Source organism: Symbiopectobacterium sp. Eva_TO, from assembly GCF_053848865.1.
In genome coordinates this window covers 4310704-4329242 of the sequence record NZ_JBSPEY010000004.1, presented here as the reverse complement: position 1 = coordinate 4329242, position 18539 = coordinate 4310704, and the positions used below count along the sequence as shown (strand labels likewise).

The 18539-nt window shown below is 52.5% G+C and carries 10 protein-coding genes and 7 pseudogenes; 11 read left to right on the top strand and 6 right to left on the bottom strand.

What is annotated here, in order from left to right:
- Positions 1–89 precede the first annotated feature (89 nt).
- On the bottom strand, positions 90–1130 hold the full coding sequence (locus ACWWJF_RS25250; protein WP_455870881.1) for an IS481 family transposase: 1041 nt from the start codon (positions 1128–1130) through the stop codon (positions 90–92).
- Between the two features lie 265 nt (positions 1131–1395).
- Positions 1396–2727, bottom strand: a complete 1332-nt coding sequence (locus ACWWJF_RS25245; RefSeq protein ID WP_455870880.1) for an IS4 family transposase — start codon at positions 2725–2727, stop codon at positions 1396–1398.
- A gap of 168 nt (positions 2728–2895) precedes the next feature.
- Here ACWWJF_RS25245 and treB (ACWWJF_RS25240) point away from each other — a divergent pair.
- The 8 genes and pseudogenes from treB (ACWWJF_RS25240) to ACWWJF_RS25205 all read left to right on the top strand — a co-directional run bounded on the left by treB (ACWWJF_RS25240) (position 2896) and on the right by ACWWJF_RS25205 (position 11576).
- A pseudogene (gene treB, locus ACWWJF_RS25240) lies at positions 2896–4306 on the top strand (PTS trehalose transporter subunit IIBC).
- A gap of 156 nt (positions 4307–4462) precedes the next feature.
- A pseudogene (gene treB, locus ACWWJF_RS25235) lies at positions 4463–5874 on the top strand (PTS trehalose transporter subunit IIBC).
- Between the two features lie 76 nt (positions 5875–5950).
- Positions 5951–6795, top strand: a protein-coding gene (locus ACWWJF_RS25230) for an IS5 family transposase (RefSeq protein WP_455869069.1) whose coding sequence is annotated in 2 segments (ribosomal slippage) — positions 5951–6296 and positions 6296–6795 — 846 coding nt in all. Because the reading frame shifts where the segments join, the coding sequence is not laid out codon by codon here.
- 128 nt (positions 6796–6923) lie between these two features.
- Positions 6924–8092 (top strand): IS3 family transposase gene (locus ACWWJF_RS25225; protein WP_455868400.1). Its coding sequence is split into 2 segments (ribosomal slippage): positions 6924–7179 and positions 7179–8092, totalling 1170 coding nucleotides; the frame shifts between segments, so codons are not numbered across the junction.
- A pseudogene (locus ACWWJF_RS25220) lies at positions 8092–8409 on the top strand (transposase); the annotation flags it as partial. The gene ACWWJF_RS25225 and the pseudogene ACWWJF_RS25220, both read left to right, overlap by 1 nt.
- A gap of 91 nt (positions 8410–8500) precedes the next feature.
- A protein-coding gene (locus tag ACWWJF_RS25215) for an IS3 family transposase (RefSeq protein ID WP_455870981.1) occupies positions 8501–9708 on the top strand; the annotation gives its coding sequence in 2 pieces (ribosomal slippage) (positions 8501–8822 and positions 8822–9708; 1209 coding nt in all).
- A gap of 37 nt (positions 9709–9745) precedes the next feature.
- Positions 9746–9862: pseudogene (locus ACWWJF_RS25210) on the top strand (IS5/IS1182 family transposase); the annotation flags it as partial.
- A 44-nt stretch (positions 9863–9906) separates the two neighbouring features.
- A pseudogene (locus tag ACWWJF_RS25205) lies at positions 9907–11576 on the top strand (alpha,alpha-phosphotrehalase).
- Positions 11577–11592: 16 nt separating this feature from the next.
- Here ACWWJF_RS25205 and tssK read toward each other — a convergent pair.
- From tssK to ACWWJF_RS25190, 3 genes are all read right to left on the bottom strand, one after another.
- Entirely contained in the window at positions 11593–12921 is a 1329-nt protein-coding gene (gene tssK / locus ACWWJF_RS25200) for a type VI secretion system baseplate subunit TssK (protein WP_455870879.1), read from the bottom strand.
- A 416-nt stretch (positions 12922–13337) separates the two neighbouring features.
- Positions 13338–13649 carry a DUF883 family protein gene (locus ACWWJF_RS25195; RefSeq protein WP_455870878.1) on the bottom strand — a complete coding sequence of 104 codons (312 nt, stop codon included), beginning with the start codon at positions 13647–13649 and terminating at the stop codon, positions 13338–13340.
- 252 nt (positions 13650–13901) lie between these two features.
- A complete protein-coding gene (locus ACWWJF_RS25190; RefSeq protein WP_455869047.1) occupies positions 13902–15233 on the bottom strand; it encodes an IS4 family transposase in 1332 nt (443 codons plus the stop codon).
- Positions 15234–15771: 538 nt separating this feature from the next.
- Here ACWWJF_RS25190 and ACWWJF_RS25185 point away from each other — a divergent pair.
- Both ACWWJF_RS25185 and ACWWJF_RS25180 read left to right on the top strand, forming a co-directional pair.
- Positions 15772–16694 (top strand): annotated as a pseudogene (locus ACWWJF_RS25185) (IS5 family transposase).
- Between the two features lie 66 nt (positions 16695–16760).
- A pseudogene (locus tag ACWWJF_RS25180) lies at positions 16761–16958 on the top strand (IS4/Tn5 family transposase DNA-binding protein); the annotation flags it as partial.
- Here the strand turns inward: ACWWJF_RS25180 and ACWWJF_RS25175 are convergent.
- Positions 16922–18090, bottom strand: a protein-coding gene (locus ACWWJF_RS25175; protein ID WP_455870877.1) for an IS3 family transposase whose coding sequence is annotated in 2 segments (ribosomal slippage) — positions 16922–17835 and positions 17835–18090 — 1170 coding nt in all. Because the reading frame shifts where the segments join, the coding sequence is not laid out codon by codon here. The pseudogene ACWWJF_RS25180 and the gene ACWWJF_RS25175 overlap by 37 nt on opposite strands.
- 97 nt (positions 18091–18187) lie before the next feature.
- Between ACWWJF_RS25175 and ACWWJF_RS25170 the strand changes: the two genes are divergently transcribed.
- Positions 18188–18490: a hypothetical protein gene (locus tag ACWWJF_RS25170; RefSeq protein ID WP_455870876.1), complete on the top strand. Its 303-nt coding sequence runs from the start codon at positions 18188–18190 to the stop codon at positions 18488–18490.
- The last annotated feature ends 49 nt before the right edge of the window (positions 18491–18539 follow it).

Genomic DNA, 18539 nt, shown 5'->3' with positions numbered 1-18539 from the left:
GATGATCGATCGCATGCGAATACGCATAAGGTATATTAGCTCAGACCTGATCTGACAGTTACCGGTTATTTATACAGGTGTCTGTCAGATTAAATCTGGTTCAGATTTTTTTCTGCCCAGACTCGTTTACCATCAAGTAACGTGGCCATTGGCGTACGCCCGCAGCACATTTTACCCTGATGAGTTCGCTCATTATTGTAATGCCACAACCAGTTGTCCAGATCCTTTTGTAGACTTTCTAGGTCCTCGTATAACGTCTTACGGAACGCAACCTGATAAAAATCCTGCAAAATAGTTTTATGGAAGCGCTCGCAGATACCGTTTGTCTGCGGAGACATCGCTTTCGTTTTCGTATGGTCTATATCGTTGATAGCCAAGTACAGCTGATAGTCATGTTGTTCCACTTTACCGCAGTACTCCGTCCCCCTGTCCGTCAGTATTCTTAGCATTGGCAGCCCCTGAGCTTCGTAGAACGGCAGCACGCGATCATTGAGCAGGTCGGCGGCAGAGATCGGTGCTTTACTCGTGTAAAGCTTGCAGTGCGCCACTTTCGAGTACGTATCCACGAACGTCTGCTGGTAGATACGGCCAACACCTTTCAGATTACCTACGTAGAAGGTGTCCTGCGACCCCAGATAACCCGGGTGAGCAGTCTCTATTTCACCACAGGCTTCGTCGTCGTGCGCCTTCTTCTCCAGTGCAGCGATTTGAGCATCAGTAAGTACAATGCCTTCTCTGGCAACTTTTTCCTCAAGTGCCTTCAGGCGCTTACGAAAGTTTTCCAGATCGTGTCGTTGCCAGATGGAGCGCACACCGCTGCCAGAAATGAAGACGCCTTTTTTACGCAGCTCATTACTGGTCCGGTGCTGGCCATGAGCCGGGAACTCAATGGCGTAATCAACAACCGCACGTTCAGTGGCTTCATCAGCACGGTTTTTCAGGTTGGGAACCCGGCGGTTTTGGTTAACCAGAGCGTCAATGCCGCCTTCTGCCGCCAGTTCCTGATAGAGATAAAACGTGTCGCGTGATACCCCCATGATTTTACAGGCTTTTGATACGTTACCGAGTTCTTCGGCGAGATTGAGCAGGCCGGCTTTGTGTTTGATGATGGGATTGTTAGTATGAAGCATGAGAGTTACCTCGTGTTTTGTATAAGGATTCGACACCCATATCAAAACCGGTAACTCTCAACCTTTCAAGGTCCAGTGTCAGATCAAGTCGCGACTAATACATATTAGGAACAGCTATTTAGCTTTGCGCTATAAAGCCGCCGCAGCCATTACTGGTTGCGGCGGCTTTTTTTTTGCGCGTCAGGGTGTCATGTTGGTCTGATTTTTACCCTTATTTGTATTTTCGGAATGGTCTGTGGTCATCAGGGCCCCTAAGGTCACCTCGTTATACACATCTCTGTTCGTGCCTGAGCGCGCGTAGCGTTTCGGCGGCCGTCATGACTTTCTGCAAGCCTTTCCAGATAGTTTTTGCGCCTGGTTCACCGTCGCCTTTTCGAGCAAGAAAGCCTCCCAGTTGCGCAACTAAGCGCAATACTTCGTTTAGCTTAGGGCGGCCCTTGGGCATACGCTTGTTCATCAGTAGGTAAGCTCCATGAGTCTCGTCGGAATCAAAGAACAACATTGCGTCCAGCTCTGGACAGGTTCGTCCCATACGCATTAAATAGGCGATGCGCCATGCCACGATCATGAACAGCGCCAATGCCCGCTCAATGCGATCCACGGTCGATAACTGTAACGCTTCGACACAGCAGCCGTTCTTCAGCACATTGAAGAACATCTCGATTTCCCATCTAGCCCGATACCAGTCGATCAGCTCCACGATATCTTCTCGTCCTTCAGGTACGCGATTGCTCAGCAACCGCCACTCGACCGGCTTCACGCCTGCTGGCGGCTCAATTTCCTTGGCTATCACACAAGTCACTGCCAACCCGCAACGCAGCGACACTCGCTTCACGCGCAGCGCCTGTTTCACCGTACGCGCCTTCTGCCCCGCGCGAGCCGCCATAACGAATTGGATTTCTCCTACCGGCACGGTCTTTCCAACCTTCTGCCAAAGCTTCTCATTACAGTCCAGACTGCGATTATGAGTCGAGCGGATCAACCAGTCAGCCGGAGTGCCAAGGTCATCAGCGAGCTGCATCAACGCCTTGATATCCGCTTCGCGATCGGCTAAGTACACCAGACGTGTGTTTGGCAACTCCGAGGCGAGTTCAGCAACTCGCTCGTATCCCTCGAGCCAGCGCGTACTCTCCTTGATCCCATCGCGTTTTCCGTCTGCATCCTTCGGCTCTCTTGCCCACATCCACGCATCCAGTACGCCCAACCCCACGCGATCCGGACTGACCGCGTAGGTCGGATGCAGGTACAGACCACGCCTGGCTTCGTAGTTCAAGGGACCCAAGCCTTGGATTTGCTGCCCGTTGAAGTCAAGCTCGGTAGTGTCTTGGATACACAGCACAACCTCGTGTTCTCGGATCCTTTCCTGCGTACGCTGCCAGTGAGGTTGCAGAATGTCTCGCCATTCGAATGCTTGGTTCTCCATGAAGCGGTAAGCACCCAGCGTCTCAGACCATCCGAGGCACGCATGCGGAATGCTGGCTTGCGGATTCTCAGCCAGCCGTATCAAAAGCCCTTTGGCGCGCTTATTGAGCCTCGTGTCACCAAGATTTACCCCTTCCAGTTCTTGGTGTGCCCAGCCATCTGAATCCCGTATCATTTTTCAGCGCCGTAAATGGCGATAGTACACGTCGGTTTCACTTCATTTACAACCCCACCGGCTGCCTATTTCAGCCCGCTAACCCTTGGCATATAAGGCGTTGCGGACTTGTGTATAACGAGGTGTCCTTAAACCTGTTCACTCTGGGTATTCACACAAGGACGCGCAATGAGCAAGGTACAACAACAAGATATTGAGCGATTAATCAAGCTGCTGGGCGGAGCTGATAATGTCGTCACGCTCACTCACTGTATTACCCGCCTGCGTTTCGTGTTGCAAGACCCTGCCCTAGCCGATGCCAAAGGTATTGAAACGCTACCGATGGTCAAAGGCTGTTTCATCACCGCAGGGCAGTTTCAGGTGGTGATCGGCACTGAGGTGGGCGATTATTTTCAGGCAATTAGCGCGCGCACGGGCAAAATCAAAGCCGACAAAGAGAGTGTGCGTCAGTCAGCACGCAATAACATGACGGTTCTGGAGCGCGGAATTTCTCACTTTGCTGAGATTTTCTTCCCGCTACTGCCTACACTCATCAGCGGCGGGCTGATTCTGGGTTTGCGTAACGTGATTGGCGATATTCCGTTCTCTGACGGGCAAACCCTGATCCAACGCCACCCAACCTGGCAATAACTATATGATTTTCTCTGGCTGTTGGGTGAAGCAATCTTCTTCTACCTTCCGGTCGCTGTGTGCTGGTCGGCCGTGAGGAAAATGGGCGGGACGCCAGTATTGGGTATCATCCTTGGCATTACCCTCGTGTCACCACAACTGATGAACGCCTATCAGATAGGCCAGCAAATCCCAGACGTCTGGGACTTTGGTTGGTTTGCCATCGAAAAGGTTGGCTATCAAGCACAAGTTATTCCGTCGCTGCTGGCTGGTATTGCTCTGGCGCTGATCGAGACGCGATTAAAGCAATGGGTGCCTGACTCACTCTATCTGGTCGTCGTTCCTGTCACCGCCCTGCTGGCCTCCGTTGCACTGGCGCATGCGGTGATTGGTCAGTTTGATTGGTGACGGCGTCGCCTGGGTGGTGAAAGGACTGATGACCGGCAGTTTCGCACCGATAGGGGCCGCACTGTTTGGGTTTCTCTATGCGCCTCTTGTGATTACCGGGGTACACCAAACAACACTAGCTATTGATATGCAAATGATTCATAGCATGGGAGGGACTCCGGTATGGCCACTGATTGCATTATCGAATATTGCCCAGGGTTCCGCGGTGATTGGCATCATTCTAATTAGCCGCCGACACAACGAACGCGAAGTTTCCGTGCCAGCGGCACTGTCTGCCATGTTGGGCGTGACTGAACCGGCCATGTATGGCATCAATCTGAAATATGGCTTCCCGATGCTGTGCGCCATGACGGGTTCAGCTCTGGCCGGATTGCTATGCGGGCTTTTCGGCGTCACCGCCAACGGCATTGGCGTTGGCGGTTTACCGGGTATTTTATCCATCAAGCTCACTTTTTGGGGCATCTATTTGGCGGCAATGGTGATTGCCATCGTGATACCGGCGCTGTTAACCATGCTGGTCTATCGCCGTAAGCTGCGCAACGCGACCTTACCTTTCCAGTAAATGAGGCGTTCAACACGCCGCAGGCATCAGGCTTATCACTTGGTGCCTGACAAATCTAATAATTCGCTCGTAATCCCCGTTCACTGGCGATTACCGACGCATCGTTGCCTATCCTTGATCCACCACTTCGCCCCATCCAAAGAAAAGGGTAAAGAAATGAGCAAGGTACAGCCACAAACGATCGAAGACTTGATTAAGCAACTCGGGGGGAGGCAGAACATTGCCACGCTGACGCACTGTATCACTCGGTTACGCCTGGTATTAAAACACCCCGAACAGGCCAACATCGACCACATCAAAACGCTTTCCATGGTCAAAGGGTGTTTTACCCATGGCGACCAATGCCAAATCGTCATCGGTACTGACGTTGAAGCCTATTACCAGGCATTACAGGCCGCCATCGGTAAAGCCCCTGAAAATCAGGAAACTGCCCTGCACACCATGCGTCATAAGATGTCACTGTGGGACCGGGCTATTTCACATTTCGCAGAGATCTTCTACCCGCTGTTGCCGGCCTTGATTAGCGGTGGTCTGATCCTCGCCGTCCGCAACGTTATCGGAGACATTCCACTGGTTGATGGTCAGTCGCTGATCGAACGCAGCCCAATGTGCCGCGCAATCTATGATTTTCTCTGGCTGCTGGGTGAGGCCATCTTCTACTACCTGCCCGTTGCAATTTGCTGGTCAGCGGTGAAAAAAATGGGTGGCACTCCGGTGCTGGGCATCATTCTCGGCATCACGCTCGTTTCCCCCCAGTTGATGAATGCCTATTCTATCGGTCAGCAAATACCTGCGGTGTGGGACTTTAGCATATTCACGATACAGCGTATCGGCTATCAAGCACAGGTTATCCCTTCTCTACTGGTCGGTATTGCGCTGGCGATGATTGAGCTACGTCTTAAAAAATGGATACCGGATTCGCTGCATCTGGTGAGCGTCCCAGTGCTGTCGCTTCTACTGGCGGTATTTCTGGCGCACACGGTTATCGGCCCGGTTGGACGCATGATTGGGGATGGCATTGCCTGGGCTATCGCGAGCGTGATGACGGGCAGTTTTGCCCCAGCCGGTGCCGCACTGTTTAGTTTTTTCTATTCGCTACTGGTGATTACCGGCGTACACCAGACCACATTGGCTATCGATTTGCAAATGATCCAAAGTATGGGCCGGTTTGGCCACTGATTGCACTGTCCAACATCGCTCAAGGCTCGGCGGTGATTGGTATTATGCTGATCAGTCGCAAGGTTAATGAACGTGAGACATCTGTGCCAGCGGCGATTTCCGCAATGTTGGGCGTGGCAGAGCCCGCCATGTACGGTATCAACCTCAAATACGGCTTTCCCATGCTGTGTGGCATGATTGGCTCCGCGCTAGCGGCACTCTTGTGCGGCATCGGCGGCGTGATGGCCAACGGCATTGGCGTCGGTGGCTTACCTGGCATTCTGTCCATCAAACCCTCATTTTGGAGCGTCTATCTGGTCGCCATGGCGATCGCCGTCGTGATACCCGTGATACTGACCACCACTGTGTACCGGCGGAAACAACGGCTGGGCCCATTGCCCAATGGGTAATTGCGTCCTATAACTAGGCTGTGTCCCTTAATCCCATGAGTTATACTAACTATTTGTTTCTACATCATTTTGAACTATGGCTCGCTACGACCTTCCCGATGAAGCATGGGCTATCATCCAGCCCTTACTCCCTGCTGAACCAGCAACACCACAGGCCGGACGCCCATGGGCTGAGCATCGCATGATTATCAATGGCATGTTCTGGGTGCTGTGCTCTGGTGCCCCATGGCGTGATTTACCTGAGCGATACGGCCCATGGAAAACCGTTTATAACCGCTTTAACCGATGGTCAAAATCGGGAGTCATTAACATTATTTTCAATAAGTTACTTTCATCACTTGATGCCCATGGCCTCGTGGACTGGTCAGCGACTGCGCTGGATGGTAGCAATATCAGGGCGCTGAAATGTGCTGCCGGTGCTCAAAAAAACATCCCGATATCACCGGAGATAATGGGCTGGGTCGCTCTCGAGGTGGTTTTGGCACCAAAATCCATATGGCTACAGACGGAAGTGGTCTTCCGTTAAACATCGTGTTGAGCCCCGGTCAGGCTCATGAAAGTCAGTTTGCACTACGTCTTTTGGACGGTATTGGTGTTCAACGCCAGAACGGCAGTATGAAACGCCGTGGTCATGCGGTGCTGGCTGACAAGGCGTACTCCGGGCATGTATTACGTAACGAGCTGAAAAACAGAGGTATAAAAACTGTCATCCCCCGAAAATCCACTGAAAAAATGGCGGTGGATGGTCGTTCAAAGCTCGATCGTGACGCCTACCGCAATCGGAACGTTGTTGAGCGGTGCTTTGGCCGTCTGAAAGAATACCGTCGCATTGCGACACGTTACGACAAAACGGCGAGGAATTATCTGGCAATGTTGAAACTGGGCTGCATCCGCCTGTTTTACCAGAGGCTATGTAATTAAGGGACACAGCCTAAGCTGCGCTGCGAGTAAGTAAAAAAACATCATTGTGCGCTACTGTAGTGGCACACTGATACTGGCCACCTGAGCGGAGGTGATATGCTCACCTCATCAACACGACAGGTGACCTCATGGGTAAACATTTTACGGCGGAATTTAAGCTCGAAGCCGCAAAGCTGGTTGTCGACCACGGCTACACATACGTTAAGGCCGCAGAGGCGGTTAATGTCAGCCATTCTGCCATTAGTCGCTGGGTCAATAAGCTTCGCCTTGAACGACAGGGAAAAACGCCAACGGGACTTCCTCTTACCCCTGAACAGCTCGAGCTGCGTGAGATGAAGAAAAAAGTCCAATGCCTTGAAATGGAGAACGAAATCCTAAAAAAGGCTACGGCGCTCTTAATGTCGGACTCACTCAACGGTTCACGGTAGTCGACAGGCTGAGGGCGCGATACCCGGTCACGGCGTTGTGCCAAACTTTTGAGGTACATCGCAGCAGCTACAGACACTGGCAGGCTTCCGCTAATGAACCCGACGGTGAGCGCGTGGTTAAGTGTAGCCGCGTCATGGAAGCCTGGAACGCCAGCGGCGGCTCTGCCGGCGCTCGAAGTATCGCGACCATCGTCACCGGCAGCTCCGGTGTCAAAATGGGGCGCTGGCTGGCTGGCAAGCTGATGAAGGAGCTGGGTATCGCCAGCTGCCAGCGACCGGCTCACAAATACAAACGCGGCGGCAATGAACACGTTGAAATACCGAACTATCTCAACCGCCAGTTCGCGGTTACCGCGCCGGATCAGGTCTGGTGCGGCGATGTGACCTACATCTGGACGGGCAAATGCTGGGCTTACCTTGCGGTGGTGCTAGATCTGTTCGCCCGCAAACCGGTGGGCTGGGCCATGTCGACGTCGCCGGACTCGGCGCTGACAGTTAAAGCGTTGCAGATGGCCTGGGAACTCCGGGGACAACCAACAGGAGTCATGTTCCACAGCGACCAGGGCAGCCACTATACCAGCCGTCAATACCGGCAAGCCCTGTGGCGCTGCCGGATAAAGCAGAGTATGAGTCGGCGGGGTAACTGCTGGGATAATGCGCCAATGGAGCGGTTCTTCCGCAGCCTGAAGACAGAATGGGTGCCGACAAAGGGTTACAACAGCTTCAGCGAAGCCCAGGACGCGATTATCCGCTACATCACGGGGTATTACAGCGCTATCCGGCCTCACTGGTATAACGGCGGCTTAACTCCAAACGAATCTGAGCGACTGTTCTACATACAGTCTAATGCGGTGGCCAATATTAGTTGACCACTACAAGTGGTCTTCCGTTAAACATCGTGTTGAGCCCCGGTCAGGCTCATGAAAGTCAGTTTGCACTACGTCTTTTGGACGGTATTGGTGTTCCACGCCAGAACGGCAGTATGAAACGCCGTGGTCATGCGGTACTCGCTGACAAGGCGTACTCCGGGCATGTATTACGTAACGAGCGGAAAAACAGAGGTATAAAAACTGTCATCCCCCGAAAATCCACTGAAAAAATGGCGGTGGATGGTCGTTCAAAGCTCGATCGTGACGCCTACCGCAATCGGAACGTTGTTGAGCGGTGCTTTGGCCGTCTGAAAGAATGATGTAGCCCCCTGTAACACCAGACAGTAGCTGTATCTCCAGATAAGAGATAGGCTTAGATATATGTCTAACAATCATGCTAATTTTGAAATGACCGGGATCCTGTTAGGGCAAGAAGTCCGTAAGCGTAAAACTCCGCAAGAGAAAATCGCCATCATTCAGCAGACAATGGAGCCGGGGATGAACGTCTCCCATGTAGCCCGCCTGCATGGCATCCAGCCCAGCCTTTTGTTTAAGTGGAAGAAGCAATACCAGGAAGGAAGCCTCACCGCCGTTGCGGCCGCAGAAGAAGTGGTTCCAGCTTCGGCGCTGGCGACTGCCCTCAAGCAGGTCCGGGAGCTACAGCGCCTTCTGGGTAAGAAGACGATGGAAGTTGAGATCCTCAAAGAAGCAGTGGAGTACCGCCAGTCGCGAAAATGGATAGCGCACGCGCCCTTGTTGCCAAAGGACGGGGAATAGCTCTGGTCAGCCGCGCCATGAGCGTGTCGCGTGCGCAGCTGTCACTGCGGGTTAACCGTTCTGCCGACTGGCTGAACAGGCGCAGCAACCGGCGTAATGACGAAGCTGATGCTGAGATATTATCGGACATCCTCCGTATCATCAGCGACATGCCCAGTTACGGTTACCGCCGAGTGTGGGGTATCCTGCGTAAGCAACGTCGTGCAGAGGGACTTCCACCGGTGAACGCCAAACGGCTTTACAGGATAATGAGCGAGCATAACCTGCTGTTGTTGCATGATAAAACTGAACGTCCGAAGCGGGAGCATAAAGGCAAAATCGCGGTAGCAGAGAGCGATATGCGCTGGTGCTCAGATGGCTTCGAGTTCGGTTGTGACAACGGCGAGAAGCTGCGGGTGACGTTCGCACTGGACTGCTGCGACCGGGAGGCCATAGACTGGGCAGCGAGCACCAGGGGTTATGACAGTTCAACCGTGCAGGATGTGATGCTGAGGTCGGTGGAAAAACGCTTCGGTAGCGCGCTGCCGGATAAACCAGTGCAATGGCTGACGGATAATGGTTCAGCGTACACAGCGCATGAAACGCGGAAGTTCGCCAGAGAACTGAATCTGGAGCCCTGCACAACAGCAGTGAGCCGTCCACAGAGTAACGGCATGGCAGAACGGTTCGTGAAGACGATGAAGGAAGATTACATCGCCTTCATGCCAAAACCCGATGTGCGAACAGCGCTGAAGAATCTTGCAGCGGCGTTCAATCATTACAATGAAAACCATCCGCACAGTGCGCTGGGATACAACTCCCCAAGAGAATATCGGCGCCAGCGGGCATCGTTAACTTAAGATACAAAAGCTGTCCGGAGATGGTGGGTCAAGATCAGGCCGTCTGAAAGAATACCGTCGCATTGCGACACGTTACGACAAAACGGCGAGGAATTATCTGGCAATGTTGAAACTGGGCTTCATCCGCCTGTTTTACCAGAGGTTATGTAATTAAGGGACACAGCCTAGCTTACAGGTAACGCGTAAACAGGTAATGGTATGACAGCACCGCTTCCCTGGTGGCGTACTGGCGTCATCTATCAAATCTATCCTAAGAGTTTTCAGGACAGCACCGTTTCTGGTACCGGAGACCTACAAGGCATTATTTCGCGCCTAGAGTATCTGCAACAGTTAGGCGTCGATGCGCTGTGGCTTACGCCAGTGTATCCCTCACCGCAGGTAGATAATGGTTACGACGTTGCGGACTACTGCGACATCGATCCTGCCTATGGCACAATGCGCGATATGGAAACGCTGATCGCGCAAGCACACGCGCGCGGCATGCGTATCATTATGGATATGGTGTTTAACCATACGTCTACGCAGCATCCCTGGTTTGTGCAGGCCCAAAAGCCTGACAGCGACTACCGCGCCTTTTACTGCTGGCGCGCGGGAACAGAAACCACACAGCCTAACAACTGGCGTTCAAAATTCGGCGGTAGCGCCTGGCAGTGGCATGCCCCCAGCCAGCAACATTACCTGCATCTGTTGGCGCCACAACAAGCCGATTTGAACTGGGAGCACGCACCGGTGCGCGAGGCGTTGCAAGCGGTCTGTCACTTTTGGGCAGACAAAGGGGTGGATGGCCTGCGTTTGGATGTGATCAATCGGTGTCGAAACAACAGGATTTCCCTTCGGATAGTGTAGAAGACGGCCGACGCTATTACACCGATGGGCCGCGCATGGTGGAGTTTCTTCACGAATTCAACCGCACCGTATTTTCACCGCGCGGACTCATGACCGTCGGTGAAATGTCTTCGACCACGTTAGAGAACTGCCAGCATTATGCCCCTCTGACGGATAATGCATTGACAATGACGTTTAGCTTCCATCATCTGAAAGAGGATTACCCGGGCGGAGAGAAGTGGACGCTGGCAGCCCCGGATTTCGTTGCGTTGAAAGCGTTGTTCAATACCTGGCAACGCGGTATGCATAATAAAGCCTGGAGTGCACTGTTCTGGTGTAATCACGATCAGCCACGCATCGTTTCTCGCTTTGGCGATGAGGGCGACTACCGCACACCGTCAGCCAAGATGTTGGCAATGGTGCTGCACGGCATGCAGGGCACCCCCTATATTTATCAAGGGGAAGAGATCGGAATGACCAACCCCGGCTATGACACCCTTGAGCACTATCGCGATATAGAAAGCCTGAATGTCTACGCGGAACATCTCGCCAAAGGTGAAACACCAGCGCAGGTGTTGCGTATTCTTGCCCACAAATCACGCGATAATGGGCGCAGCCCGATGCAGTGGTCAGCTGCGCCGTCGGCGGGCTTTACGTCAGGTACGCCCTGGATATCCCCCGGAACAGGTTACGCGGAGATCAACGTTTCGCAGGCACTTGCCGATCCGCACTCGGTATTTTACACTTACCAACGGTTGATCGCCCTGCGTAAAGCGCTTCCACTGCTGACCTATGGCGACTATCACGACCTGGACCCTGAGCATCCAACCCTCTGGTTCTATCGCCGCCGCTGGCAGGGACAGCAGTTGCTGGTGCTCGCCAACCTGAGCCGGGAAATACAGTATTACGCGCTGCCTAACCAACAGTTCCCCCAGCGCTGGCGTCTGCTACTGAGCAACTATGATGATCCTCCCGTGCACCCGGTGTCACTAACGCTGCGCCCTTATGAGGCGATTTATTGGCTGTCTGATACTGAACTCTGAGGGAGATGGTCGCAATTTACTCCTTCAGCACGGCGAAAAGCCTCAGCGATAAATCACCACAGTGGTCGGGCACAGAGATAGCACAGTGCCCGGAAGACAGCGCATCCTGCACGCAGGAATGCTCAAGGTCGACGCTAAAGCAGAGGTTTTCCCAATTCAGAGGAATGACCGCAGGAATATGGTTAACCGGTTGTAACGGTTTATCCTGACTTTCTGCAGTTTGGCGCACACGGACGGTATGCCGTGTGCCAACCTCACACCGCGTCATGATATGCTCACGCAGCCGATGTGAAGGCCAGGAGGAGCGCGCCAGAAGATAAATTTCAGAGACGGAGTCCAGATTATGCGGCTGCAACTGCCCGACCCACAGATGATCTTTTTCACGACTCAGCTCGATCCCCACAGCTCTGTCAGGCATACAGGTTTCAAGCAACGCATTGAGCAGTGAAAAAAGAGGCGAAAACACCTCTCCGGGACGAGAATGGTCATAGCGAGGAATGTCAGCCGTGCTCCACGCCTGCGTATAGGGCAACAACGGCCCGGCTAATTTAACCAGCTCGCGATAAACCAATTCCGGATGCAACGCAGTTGCCAGGCTGACTTCACTCAGCACGGACTCGTAGCTATTTAACACATTCAACAACCAAAACAGCGGGATATCAGGCTGCCCATGCTTTCTGGGATGTTCATGACGCAGCGCCAGCAGGCGGCTACGTTTGACGCGAGAACGCAACAACAGTTGCTTCGACTGCGCCATCAGCATCGGCGACGAGGAAAACGTTAGCAACGGTGGAATGAACGAGGAATCGATTTCCCACCGTCCTTGCCCATTGCGATTAAGTCGCGCAATAGGATACGTTTGATAACCACGGTTTTCATCAACGCTAAAGCGTACACATATTGCAGAGCTCACGGCCACACCGTTTTCTCGGGATCCGCTAGCCGGTGTTTTCACGCTATAGGCTACTGCAGGCGATTCCTGCACACGAGAATGGTGAGGTAACGATTCGCACTGGCGCTCGTTGGAAGGAAGCGCCAACAGCACATCTACCTGTTGCAGCTGTTGTGCCAAACGTTGATCCAACGGTACTGTACAAGAAAGCGCAGGCAAACCGGCAGAGTCAATCCACGTGCCGTCGGGCAAACACAGACGCAGTTGCTTTAGCGTTAAAGACTGATGCAGTATCGCCTCTTCATCAAGTTGTAACGCTTCGACACCCCATGTATTTGACAATGACTGGGATAAAGCGTGTTTGCGGCTCGGTCTGTTCTGCTCCGAAGTAAGCAGATATGGCCGGGAAGAAAGCAAGGTGCCTCTGTTCCATCGAGGCCTTGGCGTCTTCATGCTTGATGGTTCTCCTCAATATCTTCATGCATTCTGGCAATGCCGGTTTATACAGCAGAGTATCTCAACCGACGTGTATGATGATAATACCTGCACCAGCCCCGAACCCAGGGCATTAATGCACTTATCCGTTAGTGATATTATTTACAGGTAAGAGTAACGTTAATGACGGCAACACATTAGCAGATATGGTAGCCAGGAAGAAACAAAATCACCCGTAGAAAAAACAAATGAGAATCTTCGCTTATCAAAAAGATATTTAGCTTCGATAAAAAAGTGACGAATTTATTCCGTTGCACACGTGTAATATAATAACAACAAGATAATATTTTCCTGAATATAGTCAGTGTATCAAGAAAGGTCAAAAAACAGCACGGCAATAATCACATTATCACCGTACCCATTGAAAAATAACGTTAACGGCGCGCCAATAGCAGTTCAATCACTAACCCTAACGATGCACCAACGCCAACACCACGCCACGGTTTTTTATGCACATAGCCGTCCGCACGATTCGCCACTTGTTTTGCTTTTGCATAATAACTGTCGGAAATACCCAATCTCGCTTTAACTTCCAATAGGGCATTCTCCGCATTTTTCTTTAACGTTATATAGGCTTCACCTGCGCTGTCACCAGAATAACGTAATATATCGTCCAACGTATCTGCTAATAATTTAGCGTCGTCTTCAATCCGAATATCTTCAGCGGGTTGTTTTTTCTCAGCCATTATCTACTCCATGTTATTTCACACAACGGTAGATTAACTATAGTCAAGTTCTCCGCACCTTAGGGCATATCGTTATACACATCTTTCTAACGCACTGTTTAATCAATGAGTTACGGGTTTATCTCAGAGTGGCATTTTGAACCTCAAAAAGCCAATGGGATGGCTTGAATGCCTTAATTCACGGGGTTCTGAGCATCCTGTTCAAAAAATGGCCAAAAGATGTGTATAACGATATGACCTTAGGGCACCTCGTTATACACATCTCTGTTCGTGCCTGAGCGCGCGGAGCGTTTCGGCGGCCGTCATGACTTTCTGCAAGCCTTTCCAGATAGTTTTTGCGCCTGGTTCACCGTCGCCTTTTCGAGCAAGAAAGCCTCCCAGTTGCGCAACTAAGCGCAATACTTCGTTTAGCTTAGGGCGGCCCTTGGGCATACGCTTGTTCATCAGTAGGTAAGCGCCATGAGTCTCGTCGGAATCAAAGAACAACATTGCGTCCAGCTCTGGACAGGTTCGTCCCATACGCATTAAATAGGCGATGCGCCATGCCACGATCATGAACAGCGCCAATGCCCGCTCAATGCGATCCACGGTCGATAACTGTAACGCTTCGACACAGCAGCCGTTCTTCAGCACATTGAAGAACATCTCGATTTCCCATCTAGCCCGATACCAGTCGATCAGCTCCACGATATCTTCTCGTCCTTCAGGTACGCGATTGCTCAGCAACCGCCACTCGACCGGCTTCACGCCTGCTGGCGGCTCAATTTCCTTGGCTATCACACAAGTCACTGCCAACCCGCAACGCAGCGACACTCGCTTCACGCGCAGCGCCTGTTTCACCGTACGCGCCTTCTGCCCCGCGCGAGCCGCCATAACGAATTGGATTTCTCCCACCGGCACGGTCTTTCCAACCTTCTGCCAAAGCTTCTCATTACAGTCCAGACTGCGATTATGAGTCGAGCGGATCAACCAGTCAGCCGGAGTGCCAAGGTCATCAGCGAGCTGCATCAACGCCTTGATATCCGCTTCGCGATCGGCTAAGTACACCAGACGTGTGTTTGGCAACTCCGAGGCGAGTTCAGCAACTCGCTCGTATCCCTCGAGCCAGCGCGTACTCTCCTTGAGCCCATCGCGTTTTCCGTCTGCATCCTTCGGCTCTCTTGCCCACATCCACGCATCCAGTACGCCCAACCCCACGCGATCCGGACTGACCGCGTAGGTCGGATGCAGGTACAGACCACGCCTGGCTTCGTAGTTCAAAGGACCCAAGCCTTGGATTTGCTGCCCGTTGAAGTCAAGCTCGGTAGTGTCTTGGATACACAGCACAACCTCGTGTTCTCGGATCCTTTCCTGCGTACGCTGCCAGTGAGGTTGCAGAATGTCTCGCCATTCGAATGCTTGGTTCTCCATGAAGCGGTAAGCACCCAGCGTCTCAGACCATCCGAGGCACGCATGCGGAATGCTGGCTTGCGGATTCTCAGCCAGCCGTATCAAAAGCCCTTTGGCACGCTTATTGAGCCTCGTGTCACCAAGATTTACCCCTTCCAGTTCTTGGTGTGCCCAGCCATCTGAATCCCGTGTCATTTTTCAGCGCCGTAAATGGCGATAGTACACGTCGGTTTCACTTCATTTACAACCCCACCGGCTGCCTATTTCAGCCCGCTAACCCTTGGCATATAAGGCGTTGCGGACTTGTGTATAACGAGGTGGGTTATAGCCATATCGTTATACACATCTTTCTAACGCACTGTTTAATCAATGAGTTACGGGTTTATCTCAGAGTGGCATTTTGAACCTCAAAAAGCCAATGGGATGGCTTGAATGCCTTAATTCACGGGGTTCTGAGCATCCTGTTCAAAAAATGGCCAAAAGATGTGTATAACGATATGACCTTAGGGCACCTCGTTATACACAAGTCCGCAACGCCTTATATGCCAAGGGTTAGCGGGCTGAAATAGGCAGCCGGTGGGGTTGTAAATGAAGTGAAACCGACGTGTACTATCGCCATTTACGGCGCTGAAAAATGACACGGGATTCAGATGGCTGGGGCTTTGTTGAATAAATAGAAAGTTTGGTTAATCATCGGATCAGATCACCATAGTTGTTTCAACATCAGGTCTCCATGGCAAAACAAAATTTTAAAATCACTAACTGGCCCTCCTATAACAAGGCCCTCAAGCAGCGCGGTTCTCTAACCGTATGGCTAGATGAATCAGCCATTGCTGCATGGACGGAAAAAACGACTACTGAACGGCGTGGACGACCGCTCCACTACTCAGATATGGCCATCACCACAGTCCTGATGATGAAACGCGTGTTTGGCCTTTCATTGAGGGCTTTACAGGGTTTTGTTGACTCGATTTTTAAACTGATTAAATTGTCGCTGCATTGTCCAGACTATTCGCTGCTCAGCAAGCGAGCAAAGACAGTGAAGATCAGCATAAAAACGCCAACCCGTGGTGAAATCTCACATCTGGTCATTGATGGAACCGGCCTGAAGGTCTTTGGCGAAGGCGAATGGAAAGTCCGGCAGCATGGTGCCGACAGACGCAGGGTGTGGCGTAAGCTGCATCTGGCAGTAGACAGTGCGACGCATGAGATTATCTGTGCGGATTTGTCGCTCAGTGGTACGACTGATGCCCAGGCTCTACCGGCACTGATAAACCAGACCCACCGGAAAATCAGAGAGGCATAGGCTGACGGCGCTTACGATACAGGTTACTGCCATGATGCTCTGCTGAGGAAGAAAATAAGGCCGCTTATCCCGCCGCGAAGGGGGCGCAATATTGGCCGGACCACTACCACGAGCGTAACCACGCTGTTGCAAATCAGCGCCTGAGCGGCAGCAACGATACCTGGAAAAAGAAAGTGGGCTATCACCGACGCTCAGTGGCTGAAACGGCCATGTTCCGGTTCAAAACGCTTCTGGGTGGTCATCTAAGTCTGCGTGACTACGATGCTCAGGTGGGTGAAGCCATGGCGATGGTCAAAGCGCTTAACCGGATCACGCTATTAGGAATGCCGAACAGTATTCGCATCACGTAACAATCGACCTGGGGCACAGTCGTTACAAGTTCTGATTTATTCAACAAAGCCGATGGCTGGGCACACCAAGAACTGGAAGGGGTAAATCTTGGTGACACGAGGCTCAATAAGCGTGCCAAAGGGCTTTTGATACGGCTGGCTGAGAATCCGCAAGCCAGCATTCCGCATGCGTGCCTCGGATGGTCTGAGACGCTGGGTGCTTACCGCTTCATGGAGAACTGTAGTGGTCAACTAATATTGGCCACCGCATTAGACTGTATGTAGAACAGTCGCTCAGATTCGTTTGGAGTTAAGCCGCCGTTATACCAGTGAGGCCGGATAGCGCTGTAATACCCCGTGATGTAGCGGATAATCGCGTCCTGGGCTTCGCTGAAGCTGTTGTAACCCTTTGTCGGCACCCATTCTGTCTTCAGGCTGCGGAAGAACCGCTCCATTGGCGCATTCTCCCAGCAGTTACCCCGCCGACTCATACTCTGCTTTATCCGGCAGCGCCACAGGGCTTGCCGGTATTGACGGCTGGTATAGTGGCTGCCCTGGTCGCTGTGGAACATGACTCCTGTTGGTTGTCCCCGGAGTTCCCAGGCCATCTGCAACGCTTTAACTGTCAGCGCCGAGTCCGGCGACGTCGACATGGCCCAGCCCACCGGTTTGCGGGCGAACAGCTCTAGCACCACCGCAAGGTAAGCCCAGCATTTGCCCGTCCAGATGTAGGTCACATCGCCGCACCAGACCTGATCCGGCGCGGTAACCGCGAACTGGCGGTTGAGATAGTTCGGTATTTCAACGTGTTCATTGCCGCCGCGTTTGTATTTGTGAGCCGGTCGCTGGCAGCTGGCGATACCCAGCTCCTTCATCAGCTTGCCAGCCAGCCAGCGCCCCATTTTGACACCAGAGCTGCCGGTGACGATGGTCGCGATACTTCGAGCGCCGGCAGAGCCGCCGCTGGCGTTCCAGGCTTCCATGACGCGACTACACTTAACCACGCGCTCACCGTCGGGTTCATTAGCGGAAGCCTGCCAGTGCCTGTAGCTGCTGCGATGTACCTCAAAAGTTTGGCACAACGCCGTGACCGAGTATCGCGCCCTCAGCCTGTCGACTACCGTGAACCGTTGAGTGAGTCCGACATTAAGAGCGCCGTAGCCTTTTTTAGGATTTCGTTCTCCATTTCAAGGCATTGGACTTTTTTCTTCATCTCACGCAGCTCGAGCTGTTCAGGGGTAAGAGGAAGTCCCGTTGGCGTTTTTCCCTGTCGTTCAAGGCGAAGCTTATTGACCCAGCGACTAATGGCAGAATGGCTGACATTAACCGCCTCTGCGGCCTTAACGTATGTGTAGCCGTGGTCGACAACCAGCTTTGCGGCTTCGAGCTTAAATTCCGCCGTAAAATGTTTACCCATGAGGTCACCTGTCGTGTTGATGAGGTGAGCATATCACCTCCGATCAGGTGGCCAGTATCAGTGTGCCACTACACCTTATCGCTCAGTGCTTTATTTTTTGCGCGGTATTGCTTATGAACGGCCGAAACCGTCTCCCCCGTTTTTAGAGTTTTATCTGGGTGCATGGCTGAAAAGCCAGATGGTCATTACGCCTGCGGATACGGCTACACAGCAGGCATATTTTGCTCTGTTGCAAAAGGCGGCGCACCTTCTGATACAGGCATCACCGCAAACCCATACCTTACCCGATTCTGCTTCGCCGACCTTGAGTCAACTGGGGCAACTGAGCGAGGTTAATCATAAAAAATTGGACAAGCTGAATAACCCCGACGGTAAGCTGGCGCTGCTATTTCGCTCCTGAAACTACGTATAGCGCGGTGCGGTGAGGGTGGGGCTCTTCTGCTTGCAAA

What these genes read in the sequence shown, in the direction of transcription:
- ACWWJF_RS25190 (WP_455869047.1), bottom strand. Translation starts at nt 15,233, where the DNA reads ATGACACGGGATTCAGATGGCTGGGCACACCAAGAACTGGAAGGGGTA.
- ACWWJF_RS25250 (WP_455870881.1), bottom strand. Translation starts at nt 1,130, where the DNA reads ATGCTTCATACTAACAATCCCATCATCAAACACAAAGCCGGCCTGCTC.
- ACWWJF_RS25245 (WP_455870880.1), bottom strand. Translation starts at nt 2,727, where the DNA reads ATGATACGGGATTCAGATGGCTGGGCACACCAAGAACTGGAAGGGGTA.
- tssK (WP_455870879.1), bottom strand. Translation starts at nt 12,921, where the DNA reads ATGAAGACGCCAAGGCCTCGATGGAACAGAGGCACCTTGCTTTCTTCC.
- ACWWJF_RS25195 (WP_455870878.1), bottom strand. Translation starts at nt 13,649, where the DNA reads ATGGCTGAGAAAAAACAACCCGCTGAAGATATTCGGATTGAAGACGAC.